The 21,883-nt window shown below is 38.9% G+C and carries 19 protein-coding genes; 14 read left to right on the top strand and 5 right to left on the bottom strand.

The window, feature by feature from the left end; genetic code table 11:
- Nucleotides 1-120: 120 nt before the first annotated feature.
- The 3 genes from ACFSKL_RS21400 to ACFSKL_RS21390 all read right to left on the bottom strand — a co-directional run bounded on the left by ACFSKL_RS21400 (nucleotide 121) and on the right by ACFSKL_RS21390 (nucleotide 4,608).
- A complete protein-coding gene (locus tag ACFSKL_RS21400; RefSeq protein ID WP_376889196.1) occupies nucleotides 121-3,177 on the bottom strand; it encodes a CHAT domain-containing protein in 3,057 nt (1,018 codons plus the stop codon).
- A gap of 127 nt (nucleotides 3,178-3,304) precedes the next feature.
- A complete protein-coding gene (locus tag ACFSKL_RS21395; RefSeq protein ID WP_376889195.1) occupies nucleotides 3,305-4,051 on the bottom strand; it encodes a hypothetical protein in 747 nt (248 codons plus the stop codon).
- The gene (locus tag ACFSKL_RS21390) at nucleotides 4,048-4,608 is read right to left on the bottom strand and encodes an RNA polymerase sigma factor (RefSeq protein ID WP_376889193.1); all 561 of its coding nucleotides are present in this window, start codon (nucleotides 4,606-4,608) and stop codon (nucleotides 4,048-4,050) included. The genes ACFSKL_RS21395 and ACFSKL_RS21390 overlap by 4 nt, the downstream gene beginning before the upstream one ends.
- A gap of 200 nt (nucleotides 4,609-4,808) precedes the next feature.
- Between ACFSKL_RS21390 and ACFSKL_RS21385 the strand changes: the two genes are divergently transcribed.
- The 11 genes from ACFSKL_RS21385 to ACFSKL_RS21335 all read left to right on the top strand — a co-directional run bounded on the left by ACFSKL_RS21385 (nucleotide 4,809) and on the right by ACFSKL_RS21335 (nucleotide 14,139).
- Nucleotides 4,809-5,498 carry a hypothetical protein gene (locus ACFSKL_RS21385; RefSeq protein WP_376889191.1) on the top strand — a complete coding sequence of 230 codons (690 nt, stop codon included), beginning with the start codon at nucleotides 4,809-4,811 and terminating at the stop codon, nucleotides 5,496-5,498.
- A 50-nt stretch (nucleotides 5,499-5,548) separates the two neighbouring features.
- On the top strand, nucleotides 5,549-6,052 hold the full coding sequence (locus tag ACFSKL_RS21380; protein WP_376889189.1) for a hypothetical protein: 504 nt from the start codon (nucleotides 5,549-5,551) through the stop codon (nucleotides 6,050-6,052).
- A 15-nt stretch (nucleotides 6,053-6,067) separates the two neighbouring features.
- Entirely contained in the window at nucleotides 6,068-6,631 is a 564-nt protein-coding gene (locus ACFSKL_RS21375) for a hypothetical protein (protein WP_376889187.1), read from the top strand.
- A gap of 69 nt (nucleotides 6,632-6,700) precedes the next feature.
- Nucleotides 6,701-7,201, top strand: a complete 501-nt coding sequence (locus tag ACFSKL_RS21370; protein WP_376889185.1) for a hypothetical protein — start codon at nucleotides 6,701-6,703, stop codon at nucleotides 7,199-7,201.
- Nucleotides 7,201-7,713: a hypothetical protein gene (locus tag ACFSKL_RS21365; protein ID WP_376889184.1), complete on the top strand. Its 513-nt coding sequence runs from the start codon at nucleotides 7,201-7,203 to the stop codon at nucleotides 7,711-7,713. The genes ACFSKL_RS21370 and ACFSKL_RS21365 overlap by 1 nt, the downstream gene beginning before the upstream one ends.
- A gap of 209 nt (nucleotides 7,714-7,922) precedes the next feature.
- Nucleotides 7,923-8,669, top strand: coding sequence for a DUF4412 domain-containing protein (locus ACFSKL_RS21360; protein WP_376889183.1), 747 nt, complete (start codon nucleotides 7,923-7,925; stop codon nucleotides 8,667-8,669).
- A gap of 11 nt (nucleotides 8,670-8,680) precedes the next feature.
- The gene (locus ACFSKL_RS21355) at nucleotides 8,681-9,262 is read left to right on the top strand and encodes a hypothetical protein (protein ID WP_376889182.1); all 582 of its coding nucleotides are present in this window, start codon (nucleotides 8,681-8,683) and stop codon (nucleotides 9,260-9,262) included.
- A gap of 114 nt (nucleotides 9,263-9,376) precedes the next feature.
- A complete protein-coding gene (locus tag ACFSKL_RS21350) occupies nucleotides 9,377-9,973 on the top strand; it encodes a hypothetical protein (RefSeq protein WP_376889180.1) in 597 nt (198 codons plus the stop codon).
- Nucleotides 9,974-10,292: 319 nt separating this feature from the next.
- A complete protein-coding gene (locus ACFSKL_RS21345; RefSeq protein WP_376889179.1) occupies nucleotides 10,293-11,714 on the top strand; it encodes a hypothetical protein in 1,422 nt (473 codons plus the stop codon).
- Nucleotides 11,715-11,732: 18 nt separating this feature from the next.
- Entirely contained in the window at nucleotides 11,733-13,313 is a 1,581-nt protein-coding gene (locus tag ACFSKL_RS21340) for a hypothetical protein (protein WP_376889178.1), read from the top strand.
- Nucleotides 13,314-13,332: 19 nt separating this feature from the next.
- The gene (locus ACFSKL_RS21335) at nucleotides 13,333-14,139 is read left to right on the top strand and encodes a hypothetical protein (protein WP_376889176.1); all 807 of its coding nucleotides are present in this window, start codon (nucleotides 13,333-13,335) and stop codon (nucleotides 14,137-14,139) included.
- A 164-nt stretch (nucleotides 14,140-14,303) separates the two neighbouring features.
- Here ACFSKL_RS21335 and ACFSKL_RS21330 read toward each other — a convergent pair whose 3' ends face one another.
- Nucleotides 14,304-14,846: a sigma-70 family RNA polymerase sigma factor gene (locus ACFSKL_RS21330; protein WP_376889175.1), complete on the bottom strand. Its 543-nt coding sequence runs from the start codon at nucleotides 14,844-14,846 to the stop codon at nucleotides 14,304-14,306.
- 12 nt (nucleotides 14,847-14,858) lie between these two features.
- Nucleotides 14,859-15,101, bottom strand: coding sequence for a VF530 family protein (locus tag ACFSKL_RS21325; RefSeq protein ID WP_376889173.1), 243 nt, complete (start codon nucleotides 15,099-15,101; stop codon nucleotides 14,859-14,861).
- 295 nt (nucleotides 15,102-15,396) lie between these two features.
- Here ACFSKL_RS21325 and ACFSKL_RS21320 point away from each other — a divergent pair, with 295 nt between their 5' ends.
- The 3 genes from ACFSKL_RS21320 to ACFSKL_RS21310 all read left to right on the top strand — a co-directional run.
- The gene (locus tag ACFSKL_RS21320) at nucleotides 15,397-17,049 is read left to right on the top strand and encodes a helix-turn-helix domain-containing protein (protein ID WP_376889172.1); all 1,653 of its coding nucleotides are present in this window, start codon (nucleotides 15,397-15,399) and stop codon (nucleotides 17,047-17,049) included.
- Between the two features lie 746 nt (nucleotides 17,050-17,795).
- Nucleotides 17,796-18,194, top strand: coding sequence for a hypothetical protein (locus tag ACFSKL_RS21315; RefSeq protein ID WP_376889170.1), 399 nt, complete (start codon nucleotides 17,796-17,798; stop codon nucleotides 18,192-18,194).
- A partial coding sequence (locus ACFSKL_RS21310; protein WP_376889167.1) for a DUF7507 domain-containing protein occupies nucleotides 18,194-21,883 on the top strand: 3,690 nt, incomplete at its 3' end. The genes ACFSKL_RS21315 and ACFSKL_RS21310, both read left to right, overlap by 1 nt.

Here is a 21,883-nt window from a genome sequence, read left to right as displayed (position 1 = left end):
CGCACCTTCTTTTCGTAGTTCTCACCATTTAAAACCGTTCCTGCCTGCCGGCAGGCAGGTTGACAAAGTGAGAATAGTCGAACTCAGGTTACTACCATCAACATGGATTTCAGGTTGATTTTATGATCTACTGGCTTTTATCTTTCTGGAGACATAGTAAACCGTAATCAATGATAATGCTGCAATCAGGAAATAGTAAAGGGAGTTTGGTTCGTCGCTCTCTACATCACCCAGATAGACAAATCCCGCCCAGTAATATGGATGTGCAGTATTTTCGTCAGCTTGAATTAAGAAATCCAATTTTGCGTTTCTAATAGCATCACTGTAGCTTTCTCCATCGTAAATTTTGTCATAAAACAACGTCATCAATTTACTGGTAGATTGGTCAGATACTGCCCAAAGACTCATTAATACGTTTGGTACATTGGCATACATAAAGCCTCTCGCCAAACTGATGGAACCTTCACCTTTTTGAATCTCGCCAAAACCAGAATTGCATGCAGATAAAGTGACCAGATCAGCTTTGAAATTCATTTCAAAAAGCTCATGGGTGTAAAGGATGCCATCATCGTTCTCATCTGCAGATAGTAGCAAACTGGAGAAAATAGGGTTGTCCTGATCAATATAGCTATGGGTGGCAAAATGTAGGATATTGGATTGCGTACCCTCCTTTTTCAGATAGCTTTCTTTAGCTTCTTTTCCAAAAAATCCTTTTCCGGAAAATTTCTTGCTGATTTCTGTAACTTCCCGATCACTATAAGGCAATGGTGTGTAGGATGCCAAGTCAATGTAACTGCTTCTTTCTGATTGGGTAATAAGAAATGGCTCATCTGCTTGTTGATAGGGTGCAAATCCCATGAAATCAATCTGTTTTTTACTTAAATGGCTTTTGTTGAATTTGATCAAGGAACTGGCGTAATGGTAAGTGATGGTGTGATTCTTCATCAGGTAATTGAATTTCTTGTAATCGGTTTTTTCTTCAATAGGGTTAACTATCAAAACCTCAAAATTGATATGGTTAAGTTCACCGTCAGGTATGATGACGATCTGTTCTGCTGATGCCACTTTGAGTACAGGTTCTATAAGTTTCTGGTATAGGTAATAGGCAGAAGCCTGATAGTCTTCCGAATTCGGATTTTTTGAATCTCTTATAAACTGGTTTAGATTATCATCGAATAGACGATCTTTTTTTATTTTGATGAGTCCCTCTTTTTGTCCTTTTAGATATGCCAACAAAATCCCATCCCCAAAATCATGGTACTGGACAATAAGTTTTTTTGATGCTCTCAATGACTTTGTCTGATCATTGTCGAAAGCGCCTTTATTCAGAAAATCCAAACCTCCATACTGCATGTCATAATAATTGGGGAAATCAGCTTTGTACTTTGTAAGCAATTGGTTCATTTCCTCCTTCTTTTTAATTATCAGTTGAAGGGTGGAGTCATTGGATTTGGATTGGATGGCTTTTGTGAAGCTGTCTCTGTAGGCCTGTTGTTCCAGAAAATTGATTTCGGTTTTTAATTCTAGTTCTTGGGTTTGGAATTTCGGTGGAATGTAGCTTTTCGAAGCATTTGACCTTTGATTTAAATGGTGTTTTAAATTGGAAGATTTGTTCAAGTCAGACAATTGGAATGCTTTTTCCCAAAAGCGCTTATCCTTTGTTTTAAGGTAAAGTGCTGATGCAATTTGGATGGCATCGGTATAATAGACACTTTTCTGTTGACCATATTGGGATTTAGACCTTAGGTTGAAAATTGCATTTTTGCTTTTGTTCAGCAAGAAAATCCCAATGACATAAGCATCCAATGATGCCTCCAGCAAATCGGTGTCTTGGTTTAGTTCTGCTATTTTTTTTGTGATTTCCGCTTTTTTGATGAAAAAGAATGCGGATTGGTAGTTGTCAGGGATAAGTTCTAAGGGGGGATTGTCGGCAATGCCATTTTTCCAGGTGTACGCGGGGATATACGCCTTCAAAGCTTCGAATAGTTTATTTTTGGCTTGATCGATTTGGTCAAATTTCAAAAGGAAGTCTGCATTTTCAAAAAGGTATTCTATATAGTCATAGGTTTTGATTTGATCAGGATTGTCGTAGAATCGATGGACTTTATTGAAATAATAAGCAGCTGAATCTTGTTGGCCTATATTTGAACTTACTCTCCCCAGTATGGTAAGCATGGATGGCATGTCGTCATTTGTTTCGCCATGGAGCTTGGCTTTCAAGTCTACCGCTTGTTTAAAGTAAGCCAGGCTTTGGTCCAAATCCCCCTTTTTTTCCTCTATGTCCCCCATAATTAGGTAAAAATAGGTCATGTAAAAATGATCCTTATTGATGGAGTAGAGCATTTCATATCCCTTTCTTGCGTATCCGTATGCATTTTCAAGATCTTCGGGGAATTCGTTTTTGTAACAGTACACATATGCATAATACAAGGAGGTCAAGATGACTTCTCCGGGATTGTCTTGCATATTCAAATTGACTAAATTTATCTCACACTTACGAAGGCTCTCCAATGCTTCCTGAAACTGTCCCATATTCATTTTGGGCATCGCTTGGTTTTGATAGGCGACTTTTGCCAATTGGCTTGCCGTATCGAGGCCTGTCCTTTTCAATACTGTCAGACAACTATCATAATAGCGGAGGGATTGTTCATTTTCTTTCATGTTATTGAGTAGGACCGCAAAATTGTTGTAAGCCCTTGCCAATCCCAATGTGTCATTTTTTCTAAGATGATCCAATTGTTCTTCGTAGATGTCTTTGCTATTTTTATATTGGCCAGCATCGTTCAGGAATGATGCGTAACGATTATAAAAAATATTGATCAACTCTGTATGGGAAGTTTTCTTTGGTCTGATAACATCTACGATCCCTTTTTTCAGATAGTGTAGGGAGCTGTCTGAATTGGCTTCCTGATGGAATGAGGATGATAGAAGTGATAAGCATTCCAAGTATTCCTCATAATTGCCACTGCTTTTGAAGAATGCCTCCAATTCCTTCAGTTGCTTTCTGTTCTGGATTTCACTCTGGGGATTTGACTTGCTTTGTGATTTTATAGTGTCAAGTTTAGATTTATTGTAATTGAATGTAGTGCTGTCTTGTGATTTTTCTTGGGCAAAGGTATGGGAAACAAGAAAAAACAAGAAAGTTGATATTACTAACCGGATAGATGTTGAATTCATGGTTTTGGGATTGTTGGCCAAACTTCCTTTTTGTTAATTATCTAAAATGTTCGTTTTGGGCATTGCCCATATGGTTTTGTTTCAAATTCAATCGTGTAGTGTTTTGATCAGGATACCAAAAAGGTTGTTATTCCAGGTTCAGCAAAAGCCTTTCTACTTCTTCCATTTTATAACCACTACTTTTTCTAAGCTTCACCAGTTCCTCTTTTCCTTTGATGGAATCACCCTTTACCAAATGACTCAAGGCCAGGTACCATTTTGCTTGGTCCCTGAACTGCATGCCTTCAGAGTACAGGTAGTTTTCGAAAAGCAAGTTGGCACTGTCATATTGCTCCAACTCAATTTTGGTTATTCCTTTATAGAAAAGAATGTACTCATTCTGTTGGCTCATCAATAAGGAGAAAAGGCTGTCAGCCTGTCTGAAATCACGGCTTTCATAAGCTATAAATGCCGCTTTTTCCAACTCCTCGGGGTCGATTGATTCCCCCCTGGTGATTGGTTTGACCACATTGGGGTAAGCTTCGTAATAAGCATAAAAATCCTGGGAATAAGCAACATCATCCGGATTTGAAGCTTTTTTGACAAAATAGGTTATTGTCAAAAACAAAACCATGATTGCTGCTGCCATATATGGCCAGAAGCGTATTGTTTTTGGGTGATTATCTGATTGCCGGATGTCACCTTCTATTTGTTCCAAAAATCCTTTGAGAGATTTTCTTTCTTTGTTTTGGAAAGCCAGTTTTGTCTTCATCTGAAACGTGACAGTTTCCCGGAAATCCGGATCTGACTCCATCAGATTATCGAAGGTGCTCTTTTCCGATTCGGAAAGACTGCCTTCAAAATATTTATCTATAAGTTCTGATTGGGTACTCATCTGTTGTTAAGCTTAAGTTCTATGGACTCTCTAAGGGATTTAAGACACCGGGATTTCTGACTTTTTACTACATCGGTGTGGTTGTAGGATAGGATTTCCTGTATTTCCGAGATTTTTTTTTCTTCATAGTAAAAGAGCCTCAACAGTTCTTGGCATTTTTTTCCCAAGGTATCAATGGTTCTTTCCAACAGGATTATCTGGGGGTCTTTTTCGTCTATAAACTCATAGCTCTCCACCAAACTTTCGAATAGATCTCGGTCTTTTTCACTGTCGATATAGTCTGTGGTAGCATTTTTTTTCAATCGGGTGAAAAGCATAAACTTTCCCATGCTAAACAGATAGGTCTTCAAACTTCCACTGGAAAGCTGAAGCTTTTGCTTTATCGATTTTTCATACAATGCAATGATCACATCCTGATAGAGATCGCAAACTTGGTTTCTATCGCTGTGGTATTTCATTGCAAACTGGATAAAGGGGTCCCTGTATTTCCTGTAGATCTCTTCGAGGGCTATTTTGTCTCCAAATGACAAACGCTCCAATAAATTATTATCCATCATCTGTTAGTCTTAAAAGTGGCAATAAAGTAAACATAGTAATAAAAGTTTTACGAGATGTTTACTTTCCCAAATAAAAATCGACTAAGCTTAAAATAATAGGTAAAAATCTTGGATTCATTCAAAGTGCCTATCGATTGTGCTATAAAGTAAAGCAAACCAAGGAGGTAGCTGCTCGGATACTGATCGTCAATTTGAATTATATGAAGAAAGTCCATTTGTATGTTTTGGTCTTTTGCAACCTGGCCATGTCTTGTGAATCTCGTAAGTTCAAGCAATATGATGGCTATGCCAATTCGATAAAGAGTGACTGCTTTTATGGATTTACACAAGATGATAAAGGTAGGTTTTTTACAGAATTCCTGATCGAAGACCTGGCAAACAACCAGCAGATTCATCCCAACCATATCGAAAGCGCCCATTACTATGGATTCAATTGGATGGAAAATGGATTGCTGCACGCTGTAGGTTTTATTGATATGGAAACTATAGAAGACCTCAAACTCAAACAGACTGGCCAACATCAAGCAGTCAAAAATCTGGTTGCACAGTATGTAAAATCGGTGTATAGAAACCAGACAAAGGAAGAAATAGAGAGACTCAACGAAATCCTCGGAGGAGAGCTATTGGAAACAGGTGCAAACGGGATTGAAAAGAGGAAAAATGCAAATCAAAAATCGGGATCGGACATCTATCGAAATGAATATGTAGAAATCAAGGAAATCAATGACTATACAGTATACAACCTCAAATCCTCCAAGCTTCATACAGTCATCGGAAACGTGCATCTGATCCTAACTGCACAGGTAGGTCCCTATGGAAATGTGGAGGAATCCTTAAGTCTAGAACTTGCAAAAAAGCTTGCAACCAAAATGGGGACTGTTTGCCTATAAACTAGATAATCACAAAAATAAATTTATACATCAACACAAAACAAAAAACCATGAAAAAAGTGCTATTGACATTCGCAATTGCCCTGACGGTCTTTGGGCTATCAGCACAGGCCCAAACCGTGAAAGGAGCAATCACAATCGGGAAATCATCCGAATTGAAAATCGAAATGAAATCAGACAATCTCATTGATCTATTTGTCGATTTCAGAAAAGAAAAGTATCCGATTCTTTTTTCCTTCCAAGGTGACAACATCAAAAGTAAAGAGGGGAGGGAGATCATCTTTTTTGACTTTATCACTGAGGTATATTACAATGGGAAACTCGTCGGAAAGGCTAGTAGAAACCCTATTCCCTACATCCCAGGAGATATGATTATCGGTACAGAAGGTTTTGATTTCATCTCTTTACTCAGCTATAATGAAATGACAAAATCTTCTATCAAAGAAACTCCAGGAAAACTTCCTTCGGGAAGCTATCAAGTTAAATTGATAGCCAAACCATTGGATTTCAAAGGGCAAATCAGACCAGGGATTTTTTCATTTGTAGTAAAATAACAAACCAATTGAATCATGAAAAATCATAATACAAATTACTTATACCTTTCTCTTCTCCTTTTTTTCATAATTAGCTGCGGGTCAAGCGACAACGAGCCTATTGTAGATGAAGGACTTGCTTCTTATGAATTTACGGTGAATTCAGGGCCTCTGACAGGGGAGAAGTTCCAAAACGTGAGTTTCGCAAAAGCTTCGACAGGATTCCGATCTGGTGAAAATAGTGAAATTATTTTATCAACCATCACTTTTTACGAGGCATTTACACCAACTACTTTGTTTAACATTTTCTGGGATGGGGACCAAGTGAAAGGTTTTCAATCTGATGAAAGCGAATTCAATAGAGGTTATATCCGTCTGGTTGCAGTAAATGGTGAGGATGTCACTGTGTTTGAGTCGATGAACGTCACTTCTGAAGTGTCAGATTTCAAATCTGTTACCATGCAGGATCCCATCATTCAAGACAAAAGCTATGAACTCAGGGATTTTAAGATGGAGTTTTCGGGGTCATTCAAAAACAAATCTAGTGGTGAGACAGTGAACATTTCTGGAATCTTAAATTTCGTGAATGTAATCAATTAAGATAAAAATAGATATATTTCAAGTTAAATAGTGATAATTATAATTTTAAACAAATCAAATATCAGAGTCATGAAAAAAAACATTGTTTTACTAGCAATCACATTATTGGGTTTCGTCGGAGCAGTTAGTGCCCAAGACAGCAAAAGAATTGGAGGACAGCTTATTTATGGATCCAATATAGATGCACTTGGGATAGGGGCAATTGCAGAGTTGCCTGTAGCCCCAAAGATGGTTATTTCTCCCAGTTTTTCCTTTTACTTCCCAAAAGACCAGGGATTCTTCAAACAATCAGCCTGGGAATTGAACGGGAATCTGAATTACATGTTCCTAGATGACGACAAGATTGAATTTTATGGGATTGGAGGACTGAACTATACCAATATCGGCATCAAGTCAGATATCCCTGGGGTAGGGAATTTCTCCAGCTCTACTGGGAAAATTGGTCTCAATATTGGTGCAGGTGCCAATTTTGATGTTGGAATGAGTTTTCTGCCATTTGGTGAAATCAAATACATCCTTGGTGATTTTGATAGATTGGTGATCGCTGCGGGCCTTAAATTCAACCTTTGATGAAAAAGTTAACCTACCTTTCACTAATTTTTGGGCTATTTATCTATTTGGGGGCATGTTCTGATGCCCCTACTTTAGAAAAGCCAAACACCTACGAAGTAAATTTCCCCACAGAAAGGTATGATGGGATCATCCCAGATGGGGAAGTTTCAGCTTCTTATGTTGATTCAGATTTTGGATCTGGTACTATCCGTACGATTGGCCTTTCATTTACAGATGGAGATTTGATTGTCGTCATGACGGTAATGATGGATGGAAACCAAGCATTGCCTATCAAGGACGATGACGAGGAATATGGGAGTTTTGTGATCATCGATACGCTGGGTGAGAACCCGGAAGGTAGATATGGAAGTATCCAAGGTACGGTGTCTGCCACAAATCTCAAAGCGACTGCACTCAGTGCCACAACAGGATTTGTCACAGGTGATTTTTCATTTTCCGGCCAGTTTGTGAAGTTTCTTGAGCCAGGAGGTGACCCTATTCCGATAAATGGCAGCATTTCTTTCAATTGATTTTGTTCAAAGGCTATTGGTATACAAATTTGTACCAATAGCCTTTTTCTTTTAAATGAATTTTTAAGGACAATGTTTACTTTTTCAAATATTTGAATACTAAGAGATAACAATCAAAATTCAAAAAGATGAAAAGCTCAATAAAGTACAAAATTGTTTTGACGTCCTGCTGCCTGTTTTTTTTGATAAGCAATAGTGAAAGCCAAATCATGAAAAAACTGACCGATAAACTTGGACAGAAGGCCTTGAATGAATCTGCTGAGTCGGTAAAGGGAAAACAAGAAAAAAAGCAGGATAAAAATGCTCTTGGAGAAATGTTGTCAGGTGAAGGGGGGATGGATATTTCAGCATTGTTGGGGGGTAGCTCTGAATACAAAGCTCCCAATCAATATAGCTTTGACTTTCAGGTGACCATGAAGATGGCCATGGACAAAGGAAAGCCCATGACCCAAGTTTGGAAGTACAATGCCAAGGAAGGGTACTTCGGGATGGAAAATAGTGGCATGCTGATCATTTATGATATAGACAGTGATGTGATGGTGACCATCGACCCAAAAGCAAAAAGTTTCCATGCAATGTCAACAAAGTTGATGGGGAGTTTCGGGGCAAATTCAGAAGAGGAAGATAACGACAATATTCCCGAAATGATCAAAACCAACGAAACCAAGACTATACTTGGTTATAAAGCCACCAAATACACCATGGATGATGATCAGATGAAAGGGGAGTTTTGGATGGCACCTGAAGTTCCTTTTGACCAATCTGCTATGGCAAAGTCTATCAGTTCATACGGTAAAAACCAAAAACCTTTACCAGATAATTTACAAGGGTTCATGATGGAAATGAAGGCTTATGACAAGAATAGTAAAACTGTTTCAACCCTAGAAGTTATCCAACTTGGTGTCATCAATGAGGTAATAGAGATGAGAGAATACAAAAACGGTATGGCCTTTTGATAGTTGATGACATGAAACCAATCTCCATTTCATTATTGATCCTTATGCTTTTGGTCAGTATCAATTGCACTAATAAGGCTGTATCCCAGTCAGAAGATGTTGCCAGCAGCATTCCCAAACTAGCAAACACAGCTTTCCTTGAGATTGATGGGCAGACAGTTTTTGATGGTGACATTTCGATGAATGCCTCCCTTTCAAAATATACCAACCAACTTTTGTTCACCGTCGTGGATGACCAAGGACAGCATGTCACCATCACTCTCGCAGGAAAAGATATCAACAGCCGTAGGCCTAAGGAACTAACCTTTAATTCTCCAGGGCTGTTCCATGGATATTTAGAGATCCAAGATGTGTTCTTTATAGCTTTTGCAAGACTGGATGCAGACAGGGATCCTGGACAATTGAAGTATGAACGTCACTGGTCTTACCATATCATGGAGGGGAAATTGAAAGTGCTCAATTGGACTGATACTACCTTTGAATTTGAGTTTGAAGGGAAAATGGGAAATGCAGAAGAAGTAGATTCACCCGATAGTTGGCTTCCATTTAAGGGTCGGATCATCTCTACAGATTACCAATCATTTGACAATTGAAATTCCCAATATTCCTATAGTTTATATCCGCAATATTTTAGCTCACTCATTTACTTACTGGCTAAGGAGCGGATAATCATAATTCTATTTTTACCACCATTTAAAATTTTCAATATGAGACACTTCTTTCAATACTTATTTTGCATTGGCATCCTCAGCAGTGTCCTGGCATGCTCCAGTTCCCCAGAAGAAAAAGCCAAAAAGGAAATTGCCAAATCATTGGGGATAGACAAGAAAAAGCTCGATTCAGAATCCTACTACCACTTCAAGATGGAAAGTGGGCCCCTGAAAGGAAAAGAGTTCACTACCCCTACCTATTCCCAAGGAGGGATAGGTTCTACCTGGGACGCTGGTAAAACTCTTACCAAATCAGATATTTCCTTTATAGATCCATTACAGGGGTCTACCACCTTCTGTTTCAGGTGGACGGGAAAAGATATCACCCCAATAGCTCCTGATAAAGATCCTTTTTCAAAGAATTCTTTCATAGAATTAAAAGTAAAAGTAGATGAAGTCCAATATACCTATTTGGCTGAGCAAGCAAATCTAAAGGTCAAATCATTGAAAGAAGTATCCAAATTGGATCAAATCACCAAAGAACATTATCCGCAATGGGATTTGGAGCTTGAATATGATGGGGTGTTCAAAGAAATGGCTACCGGAGAAGTCGCAAAGATCAAAGGGATGGTAAAAGGTGTAACTAGACTTTAGGAACTCACCACCCAGGGAAATCGCTTTTTGCACAAAATCTTCAAGCTTTACCCTCACCTTGGTCTGTGTCTTCACAGACCAATAGGATCAACCTAGTTCTTTGTCCTCACAGAACAAATGCGTGACCATGGTTTGTATCCTCACAGACCAAAAGGATCAAACTAAAATGGGATTCCATAATTCTGAGATTGTTGTAAGCGATTTCCCTGACTTGCTTCCCAACAAATACTGATAATCATAATTTATTTTAACAGAAGCACCAAGTATCGATATTTTTTGTCGATTACCTGCGACAGCTGTGCCTAATAAAAACCATAAAATGATGAAAAAACAAATAAAATTAATACTCTCGTTTTGCCTCTTCTTACTTGGGGCAAACAATGTCTCCGCCCAAAATTGGACTGGGACCTGGAGCACCACTTATGGTGACCTAAGGCTTCACCAAGTCGACAACCAAATTTTTGGTGATTATGACAATGTCGGAGTGATCTATGGAAGTATCGGCATAGATGCCTCTGGACAGCGGTTGATAACGGGCACTTTTGAGAATTACCATTCCAGGTTAAAGGGTGTTTTCAAATTTCGGCTGGATCCAAACAATACTGAAAAGTTTTCGGGAGAATGGTCTTTGAACACACCTGTAGCATGGGAGAGTTGGACAGGAAACAGGACAAATAAGGCCAAGCCAGCTTTGCGAAGTTTTTACCGTGTCACAGGAAGGTCCCATGACAAAGACTGGAAGATCATCAATGAAAATTATGATGTTAGATTCAAGAAAGATGGGATTTATCACTTTCATACAAAAGGGGTAAACAGTGTCTATGATTTTTTATTGCCAAAAGGAGATTGGGAGATTGAAGTCAAAAAACAGGGCTTTAAAGACTATAATGGCATCATTGAAGTAAAGGATAGATACCCAAATGCAAACAAATATTTCTTGCATCAATTCCAACTGATCCCAATTGGGAATGCTTCAAATGCTAGTCCCACTATGGCTACAAAAGAACAGATTTCCAGTCTTCGCGGATCAGAATTGCAAGTAGCAGAAGGGGCACGATCACGAACAAACTTTTCTGATATACTCATCAATGCAAATGCTAATTCAAATATTCAGGGAAAAACCTATGTGGTAATGGACAACAAAGGTGAACTTGGCTATGTACAGCTGTCGGGAGATCCCCCGAATGCCATCAGCAACCAATTTAGAAAAATCACCAATTATCCTGCATCCGCTCCGATATCATTTAGCATTTCTCCGGATGCAGTATTGGTAGCAAAGGTTCACCAATCAGGTAATGTAAATACAGACAAAATGGAGGTATACAACCTAGCTGGCCAGATTCAGGGTTCAGTATCTCCACAGGAGCTAAGGAATATGGTAGCAAAAAGAAATATACCATTGCAAAGAGGGGAAGTGGTGACAATCAAGAAAGTAAGTTTTCGAAGCAATGATGACATCATTGTCGATGCAGATGCCGTGCTCAATAATGCAGGATCTCCACTCCGATGGGCTCTGATTTTAAGATTTAACAGAACTACCAAGAATTTCACAATGGTGGAGGCTATAGAGGGGAGTTTAGGAAGGTTCACGGAAGCCAAGTCAAGGATAGATCTGGCTAACAAAAGCAAATATCAGTTCAATGCCGATAAGGTTTCCCAAAAACTCAAATTCAACAACATCCAAGTTTCCGTGGGTAGCAATGTGAGGTTTGAAATGGGAGATTATACTACTCTTAACTAATTAACAAAAAATTGAGATATGAAAAAGTATATTTTAATAAAGCTTTTCCTACTGGTATTGGTGGGAATGGTACAAGCACAAAACTTTTCGGGAGTTTGGAATGCAGCTACAGTCAGAGACAAAACAAAAGTTGATACTAATATTGAATATTGGTTGGTCCAAAATGGCAATACGATATCTGGTGAAGTTATTCATAAGAAGGAAAACATGAAAGCTACGCTTACAGGAACTTTGACAAAGGGTGAAGTGACAGGCACGCTTAAATATGATAAAAACCAATGGGCTTCCCTAGACCAAAAATTCAGGATTTTTGTCAGACCAAATGACAATGCCACCATGTTTATGCATGAAAGCACCAAAGGGGCACGGTATTTTGGAGGTCCAATTTTCAAAAACCAAACTTTGACCAACCAACAGGCGAATCAGGCGCAGGTGGCAACTTCCATGCAAAAAGGTAGTTTCTCAGCTGGTCAGCAACCTGTGTACCAACAGGCAACAAGTACCCCAAAAGCGGGGGTAGCAATGGCACTCGCCCCAAAACCAAAAATGCACGCCAGGAACATCGGTGGATATTATCGCATCGAAGGAATGACTGATGCAAACGGTACCAAAAGAAATCTCTATGTAAATGTTCGGAATTTTCCTGACAACCAAGACAGAAGTAAGGCTTATGGAGAAGCGTTGATCTTGGGAAATGCGTATGGCATAGGTTCCCAAGATGGTCGCCTATTCGGATATGAGACAAATGAAGATGACGTCACCGTGATGTTCGATCCGATCTATGAGCAAAACAAAAAAAACACCACAGCTAATGGTCGCATAGCCATTGGGAGCAATGCCACATATCTGGTAGCACCTATATTAAGTTATAAGATGGTGAAAATCAGTCAGGCTGAAGCAGATCGAGAGAGTAAGAAACTGAGTCCTACTGTGAAAGTAAGGGTGGATTATAAGTTTATTTATATCAGTGGGTCATTTTATTGGCCAAGATCTGCCTTAAACGGTGTACAAGTATTTTGGTCTTCATTGGATAGGTCATTATACGGTACTGGTAATATTAAAGCCACTTTAGAAACATCATCATCTACAACTTCTTTAAAAAGTATTGGTAACCTTTCTGAACGAGTATTTGACATACCAAAGTCCAGACCGATTGAATCAGGATTTAAAAGATACTATTTTGAGAAAAAAAATAATTTGTCAAACAATGGTTTTGGATTTTACAAATTTGCTAAAGATGCAGAACTGAGAAATGATGCAAATAGTGGAAATACCAATCCATACATTGTCCAAGTGGATTACAAAAGGGAATTTGAAGTACCTAGAGCTGCACTTGAAGGGAATACTCAAAGATTTGGTATTTCAGTAAATGCCCACTTGACCAATAAGGCAGGTACAGGAGATGTTGTTTTTGGGAACATGAATAGAAAAGTTTATTTACATGAATTGAATAAATTAACAGAAGATGAAAAAAAAATAAATCGTATCGTAGGAACAAATGAAGTGAATTCCAATCCGATTTATTATACAGCAAATGTTAAAAAATATTCTAATATTAGTGCGATGGTGGTTTTTACAATAGAAATTATTGAGCAATAATATTAAAAGAGTAAAGGTTATGAAAAATATACTTTTGATTATTTCTTTAAGTTTTGCTTCGATACAGTTTATCAAAGCCCAAGACATAGACCTCACCACCTATGACACTGAGGAAGAAGGTCTGTTTTTTGATCAGGTGTTGATCTACGACTACTCAGACCATACAGGTAAATCCGGAGAAATCTGGATTTACCTTAATTCATGTAGCAATCGTTTGCTTTTTGATCATGCCGCATGGGGTAGGGAAGATGAGATGATACATTATACAATAGCGCAACAAGATGGCTCATATATCACATTCGGTACGGAAGCCGAAGGATCTGGATCTGGCAAAGTGGCGTTGGTTGATTCCATCTATTTAGAGCCTATTGAAACCGATGGGCGATTTCCTGTCTCAGATAATTTTGTGAGTTTCGAAGAAATGCTGTCCACAAACCCAAATCCACTTGCCCTAGATGTAAAATATTTTACCATCAAAAAAACTATGGACCCTAGGGGGAAAGAATCCATTGGTGTCACCAGAGTTGATTTTGACACCAGATTGATTTATCATTTCAACAGTCTTGGCGGAGATCTCCAAATCCCCCATTTGTTGGGTACGCCCCACCCATATTTACATCCCAATGATTTGATCACCATATATGAATCAAGATATGAAGGCAATGATGGGAAAAGCTATTGGAGTAGGCTGGAATTGGTTGCCTTTGAGCAAACCACTTATTGGGCTCCGGTTTTAGGATTTGTCTTTAGGTCAAGGTCAGTAGATGGCAATTTATTGGAAAAGCCAATTGTGGAAGTTCTTGAGTTTAGCAAGCCTTGTCATTGAGGGGAGTTCAGGTTGAAAGGGAGATATTTGGGGCTGTTGCGTTCGTAAAAAATATTCTATTGTTGCATATTTTCTGGTTTTTAGATAAGGCTCAAACAAAGAGTAGCCATTTTCAGTCAGAAAAGAACCTTTTTGAATGCTATGAACTTGTCCATCACAGTGTTTTATTCTGCTAGACAGCAGGGTTTGGTAATGGTAAATTCCAGGGGATGATTTCCTGGTTTCTCTAAAACCCCACATTCATCAAATTTTAACCGTACCTTTTTTCGGGCTCTTTGGATTCTGGACTTGGTTGCTTCTAAAGTCAAACCGAGTTGTTTGGCAATATCTTTTTGGGGTAGACCTTTCAAATCCGAAAGCCTTAGTGGAATAGAAAATTCGTCAGGAAGTCTATTTATGAACTTGTGCAACCAGAAGTATACGTTTTCGCCATAATCGGGATGATATTGGAGATTGGAATACCCAATCTCTGTATTTGTATTCCTGATTGATTTTTTATGGAAATCTATGATGGTATTTTGGGTGATTTTGTACATCCAAGCCTTTATATGAATGACATCATTTTTGGATTCACAGTAATTTGTGACTTTGATAAGTACTGCCTGCAATATATCATCGACATCATTTCTGTCCGGTATCCGTTTGCTGATATAACCGTGCAACTCATCCTTATGGCTTAACCAGAAGTTGTATATATCACATTTCATAGATTCTCTATATTACTCCCTTTCTTTGGTTCGGATATAGAGGTCTTCCACTTTCTTTCTCGCCCAGTCAGTTTTTCTTAAAAATTTCAAGCTGGAATTTATAGAGGGATTGTTGTTGAAGCTTTTGATGTTTATTTTTGCCCCAAGGCTATTCCAACCATATTCTTTTACCAGATATTCCAACATGTCAATCAACCTGACACCATGCAAAGGATTGTTGATTTGGTTTGATTCTTCTTTTTTATCCTGATCCATTCTCCAAATTTAAAACAATTAGGAATAAAAGCTTTGTTTTATTCTTGAATCCATGGGATGTGTCCCGAAAACCACATTGAAAGTACTACATTTGATTGAGATTCAAGCTAACTTAATACTACATCCCAAATTAAATTCACTTATTGCGACTTTTGATCTGGTGAGTTTTAAATATTAATGATTTGATTTAGAGTATTTTGATTGAAATGTGAAAAATTCTATGGAATGTTTTATTCTTTTATAAATTTGGTAACTGAAATTTTATTTTATGATAACCCAATAATAAATCCAAGAAATGTCTTTAATAAAGTTAATGGGTTGTGTAGAGGTAGTTTCTTTTTTTGGGAATGAAACTATAACAAGACTAATTGTTTTTTTCTTTACGTTCATACTCTGCTTTCCTTTGGCAAGTATGGGGCTGAATAGCTTTGATAGTGCTTACTACCAAATATCGGTTAACCTGGCTGGCAGAGATGTATCCAAGGCATTGCAATCAGCCGATTCTTTATTGTTGGCTTCTGTAGATGATTTGGAAAGATTGAGGGTCAAAATGCTCGTGGCATCCCTTCAGTCTCAAGTTGGAAATAGGGAAGAGGCTCTTCAAAATGCTATGGAAGCAGAAGTAATGGCAGCCAAAAATGAATGGTATGATTGGCAAGCTAGGATTTGTGGTTTCCTATCCACCCAGTTTAGAAATATTGGAATGCTCAGTGAAGGCAAGAACTATTTGGAAAAAGGGTTGAAGGCAAGTAATTATCTCACTTTACCTGAGGAAATGCATAGGTTATCAGGTCTGGCATATCAAGAAAAAGCCTATTATGCCATGTTGGAAAAAGAATTTGGAGAAGCGATCGATTTTTTGCTCATCTCGGAACGGGATTTTGAACAACTGGATGATGACCCTAAGAAATTCTTTTTTCTTGCAACAAATGAAGAGTTGTTGGGAAAAAATTATATTCAAGTAGAGAAACTTGATTTAGCTGTCGTTCATTATGAAAATGCAATCCGATATATTGAAAAGGCAGGTGGGAACGGGACAGCGTTAATGGGGTTTATCTATAACGGCATGGGAAGAATCAATCTTTTGAAGGGTGATTTGGAAACAGCTTTCCCATTTTTTGTTCAAGCTGAGGAAATAGCAGATGCTTCTGACTTTCACAATCTCAAGATGGAAGTCTATGAGCAATTGGCAACCTACTTTCGGGAAATAGGGGATCTTGAGCAGTTTGCCAATTACAGTTCCAAAATGAATACTGCTTTGGTAAGGGAAAAACAGTCTAGCAGTTCAACGGCAGAGGTTATGGTTAGGCACCTAAGGATGGAGCCTGATAATGATAACCATAGCTCAAATATTCCATTTATAGGGTGGATTTTAGTATGTGCAAGTTTGATGATATTGGGAGGTTATTCTTATAAAATGCACATGTTGAAGAAAGATGCCGTGAAGTTGGATAAGACTGCCCAAAACAAACTTAAGAATGGTGAGCCCGAGAAAGAAATAGATTTGGTATTGTTGGGGAAGTCTAACATGCTCCAAAAAGAAAACATTGGAGAAGGGAACTCCAAGGAAAAAGATATGATGCCTCAGGAGACAGAGGAAATGCTTTTGGGGAAACTAAGGGTCTTTGAAGCAAAACATAGATATACAGAAAGAGGACTTTCCCTCCCTGCATTGGCAGGGAGAATGAAGACGAATACCAAATACCTCTCTTATGTGATAAACAAACATAAGGGTAAGGACTTTAATAGTTATATCAATGAACTGCGCATACAATTCATTTTGAATAAAATGGAAGAAGATGGCAAATACCTTCAATATAAGATAAGCTATCTGGCTGAGGAAGCTGGCTTTTCATCACACAGTAAATTTACTACGGTATTCAAGCAGTTTACAGGAGAAATTCCTTCTACTTATATGGATGCCCTTAAGCAAAAAAAAATGAAGTGAATTGTTAAGTTTTTAAAATAATTTAGTTCCATATCTCACCATGAAAACGACTAAATGAATAGGTATTGTCTAAAGATTTCCCTTAAGTTTTTTGTTCTAATTTTTATTCAGAGGTTTTTGATATAGGTTGTTGTAATTCAGGTTTTTAAAAATTTATAGTAGATAAAAAGTAGTATGTTTTTGACTGTCTGTATTCCTGAATATGACAAGACTACTTTAGTTACACCCTTTGTCAGCTAGTACTATTGAGAGTATGTTTGTTCTTTAATATAACGAGTAGGACTAAGCTTGGTGGGGAGGATTTGTTCCTGATAATAATTTTAAAAATTTCGCTTGAATGAATGACTATAATTCATTTAGGAAAGACCTTTTACGAAGATGACCTGCGTAAAACTTGTATAGGATATCGATACGCTAGCACATTATAATTCTGGATTTAAAAGTACTGCATTAGGCTATTTTAAATGCTGGGATTCATTTATGGACTTTTATTGCAAAGGTTCCAAAAGCCCAACTGCTATAGTTGTTTCGTGCCATTTGATATTGGTAAAAGTATGTTGAAATTCTGGTTCATAGTTAATTAATAACAATATATAATAATAAAGATCTGTCAATAAATTTAATAAGACTATATGGGAAAAGTATACAAATTTTCAAGGAAATCCATCTTTCATTACTATTTCGTTTCACTAATATTTTTGTTATGCTTCAATCCACTTAATTCGTTTGGGAAAGGGAATATTGATATGGATTCAGTTTCTGAAAAGGAATTAAACAGTGCATTAAGTACGAATCTTACTGGATCAGATTCTGTGTCAGAAGTATTTGTTTTTCCAGTTATTCCTAGATCGAAATTTCTTGGTGAGGCTGAGAGAGAACAGGATTCGCTGTCTGTTAGAAAGGCCAAGACTGATTTATTGGAAGTGAAAAAATTGATCAACGTTTCTCCCGAACAGGAAGAAGTGTTGATCAGTGTTTTTTTTGACAGGTATGAATATTTGAAAGTCCCACATACTTCTACTGGCCGTACCCAATTGGTTTTTAATGCCCTGTACAAACGCTTGGAGCAAACATTGGATGCCGAGCAGATTCAGAGTTTAGAAGAAGCGGGATTAATTAAACTTTGGTTCAAAACAGAAGAGTGATGAGATACAAATACATAAATAGGCCAATTCTTTCAGCCTCATTGTTTTGGATGTTTTTTCTTTTATTGGGAAACATCGCTAGAGGACAATCAACTTTCACAACGAGTCCAAGTGATACGGATATAGTCACTGCTTTGACTGGAGCAGGGATTGGGATTTCCAATCCTTCATTGGAGAATGGACAGCGGAATCTACAGATTGCTACATTTTCAAATGGTATTTCAGGGGCTAGTTTTGGAATTGATGCGGGGGTATTGTTTTCAACAGGGAATGCAGGGCAGGATTTAAACAACAGGAATTCTACGAATGCTCGATCAAATAATCCTGCTAATACAGGTACTGATCCCCAATTATTAGCCATAGACCCGACTGCAGCTTATAATACTGTGGCTTATTCCTTCGATATCACATTGGATGCCAATGTAAGTGGGATCAGGATAAGTTTTCAGTTTGGCTCTGAAGAGTATCCTGATTATGTGGGGAGTAGGTTTAATGATGTATTTGGTTTTTTTGTGTCTGGACCTGGGATAGGTGATGGAGCAACTTTTCAAAACTTTGCGCTTTTGCCTTCCAATAATTCTGTGATTGCCGTGAATTCCGTCAATGGTGGTGTATTTGGAGCCTCAGCTGATAATCCTCCAACTCCTACAAATTTAGACCAAACCCAGTTTTATATCAACAATGGACATTTGAATACCGGGGCTGCGAATCCCCAGCCTCAACCAGGTCCATTCCCCGTTCATATAGAATATAATGGAATCACTACTGCCATTACCAAGGATATTGGCGGCTTAGTCCCAGGAGGAGTTTACCGTTTCAAAGTGGCCATTGCGGATGTTGGAGATGGAAGTTATGATTCTGGTGTACTGTTGAATCAGATAATCGGATTACAGGAAACTGATTTGGCGTTGACCAAAGAAGTTGATAATCCTACTCCGGCTTTCGGAGGCGTAGTCACTTTTACGTTGACTGCTTCTAACAATGGACCAAACGCAAACGATGTATCAGAAGTAACTGTAGATGACTTATTGCCTTCAGGTTATACTTATGTTACCGCAAGTGCTTCACAAGGAGCTTATGATCCATTGACTGGGGTGTGGGATATTGGTGATATGGATATTGGTGCAGTTGAAACATTGGAAATTCAGGTAATTGTCAATGATACGGGAGATTATTTAAATACGGCAAGTATTCAGGCGGGTAATGCGGTAGATCCTAATCAGACCAATAATTTTGCAGAAGCTTCGACGGTACCGGTTGCGGGTGTTCCACCAGTTGCAAATAATGATGAAGCAACTACTGACTTAGACACCCCTGTAACATTTAATATTACTGACAATGATACCGATAGTGATGGCAATATAGTTCCCAGTACGGTGGATTTGGATCCATCTACACCTGGTCAGCAAACTTCCATGATTGTACCTGGAGTAGGGACTTATACGGTGGATGCCAGTGGAAATGTAACTTTTACCCCAGAATTGGGCTTTCTTGGAATATCGGTTATTACTTATACAGTAAATGATAATGACGGTCTTACTTCAAACTTGGCTGATATTATTGTTCAAGTAGGCCATGTATGTGCCGAAGATGTTGATGGTGAAGAGTTTTCATTGTCTGATGGACAAGATGTTACTTTTAATCAGCCTGCAACAGATTATGGATTTCAATTTGACATCTATACATTGGACAATTCTTTCAACTTGAATGTCAATGGGATTGATTTGGCTACTGAAGAATTGGAGTTCCAGTCTTCTGGAACTTCGGGGATTAATGTGCGATTTGCTGATGGAGATCAATATGAGGCAAACACATTGCCTATTTGGCAAATGACAGGTGATGCTACAGCACCATTGATTAGGGTGGTGATCAGTCCCTCTGGAAATATATCAATGTACGGTAGTAAAACCGATGGAGGAGAGCTGTTTCCCCTTGAATTGTTCAATGGAAATACATTTAATACCATCAATTGGAATAGCGCAGCTCCAAATACAATTATAGGAAGCCAGTCGGTAGTTGGAACAACCTATATGACAGGTTATGGTAGTGGGAAAAATATTACACCTTGTAATCCTGAACTGACATTATTCAAAACAGGGGTATATAGCGATGCAAACGGCAGCGGTTTGGCAGATGTTGGCGATGAGATTGAGTATTCATTTAATGTCGAGAACACAGGAAATGTTATTTTGGAAAACCTTGTGATTGACGATGCCCAGTTAAGCATTACTGGTCTTGAGGTTATCCCTGGGGTTTTGGAACCAGGCGAGTCAGGCACAGTTACCTATATCTATTCCTTGACTCAGGCAGATATTGATGCAGGCGGAGTATGGAATATCGCAATTGTTTCTGGTGAAGACCCCTCAGGTATTGTTGTCACAGGTGAATCAGAAGACCCAAGCCCGTTAGATCCAAACGATCCGGACCACCCAGGTGTGGACCCAGATTGTCCAGACTGTACGATTACACCATTGCCACAAGAACCATCATTTACCATCTTAAAAGAACTTGTTTCCATCAACGGAGATGCAGGATTGACATCATACAATGCGGTTGGTGATGTATTGGAATACACGATTACGGTAACGAATACGGGGAATGTGACCTTGGAGAATATAGATGTTGAAGATGCCTTGACCGGCTTGAACGAAACTATCGCAATCCTTGCCCCAGCTGGAACAGAGACCTTCCCGACTACGCATACGATTACCCAATCTGATTTGGACAACGGATCTGTATTGAACGTGGCAACAGCCAATGGTGAAGATCCAAACGGCGATCCTGTTGATCCAGAAGATCCAACTGACGGAGAAGAAGAAACCCCAGCAACCCAGGAACCATCCTTCACGATCTTGAAGGAGTTGGTATCTGTGAACGGTGATGCAAGCATAACTTCCTACAACGCTGTTGGCGATGTATTGGAATACGCAATCACTGTAACCAATGCAGGGAATGTAACTTTGAGCAATATCGATGTTGAAGATGCCCTGACTGGCTTGAGCGAGACAATTGCAACACTTGCTCCATCTGGAACAGAAGTATTCACTACCAGCCATACGATAACCCAGTCCGATCTTGACAACGGATCTGTATTGAACGTTGCGACCGCCAACGGCGAAGATCCAAACGGCAACCCTGTTGACCCAGAAGATCCGACTGACGGAGAAGAGGAAACCCCCGCAACCCAGGAACCATCCTTCACGATCACCAAATCACTGACATCCATCAACGCAGATGCAGGATTGACATCATACAATGCGGTTGGTGATGTGTTGGAATACACGATTACTGTGACCAATACTGGCAATGTGACTTTGAGCAATATCGAGGTTGAAGATGCCTTGACAGGTTTAACCGAAACCATCACAACCCTTGCCCCATCTGGAATAGAGACATTTACTACCAGCCATACGGTAACCCAGTCTGATTTGGACAACGGATCTGTATTGAATGTGGCAACAGCCAACGGAGAGGATCCTAATGGCGATCCTGTAGATCCCGAAGATCCGACTGATGGAGAAGAGGAAACCCCAGCAACCCAGGAACCATCGTTTACCATCTTGAAGGAGTTGGTATCTGTGAACGGTGATGCAAGCATAACTTCCTACAACGCTGTTGGCGATGTATTGGAATACGCAATCACTGTAACCAATACAGGGAATGTGACCTTGGAGAATATCGAGGTTGAG

It is taken from the genome of Belliella marina (genome assembly GCF_042682445.1).
In the GTDB taxonomy this organism is placed as follows: domain Bacteria; phylum Bacteroidota; class Bacteroidia; order Cytophagales; family Cyclobacteriaceae; genus Belliella; species Belliella marina.
This window is presented reverse-complemented; position numbering and strand designations above follow the sequence as displayed.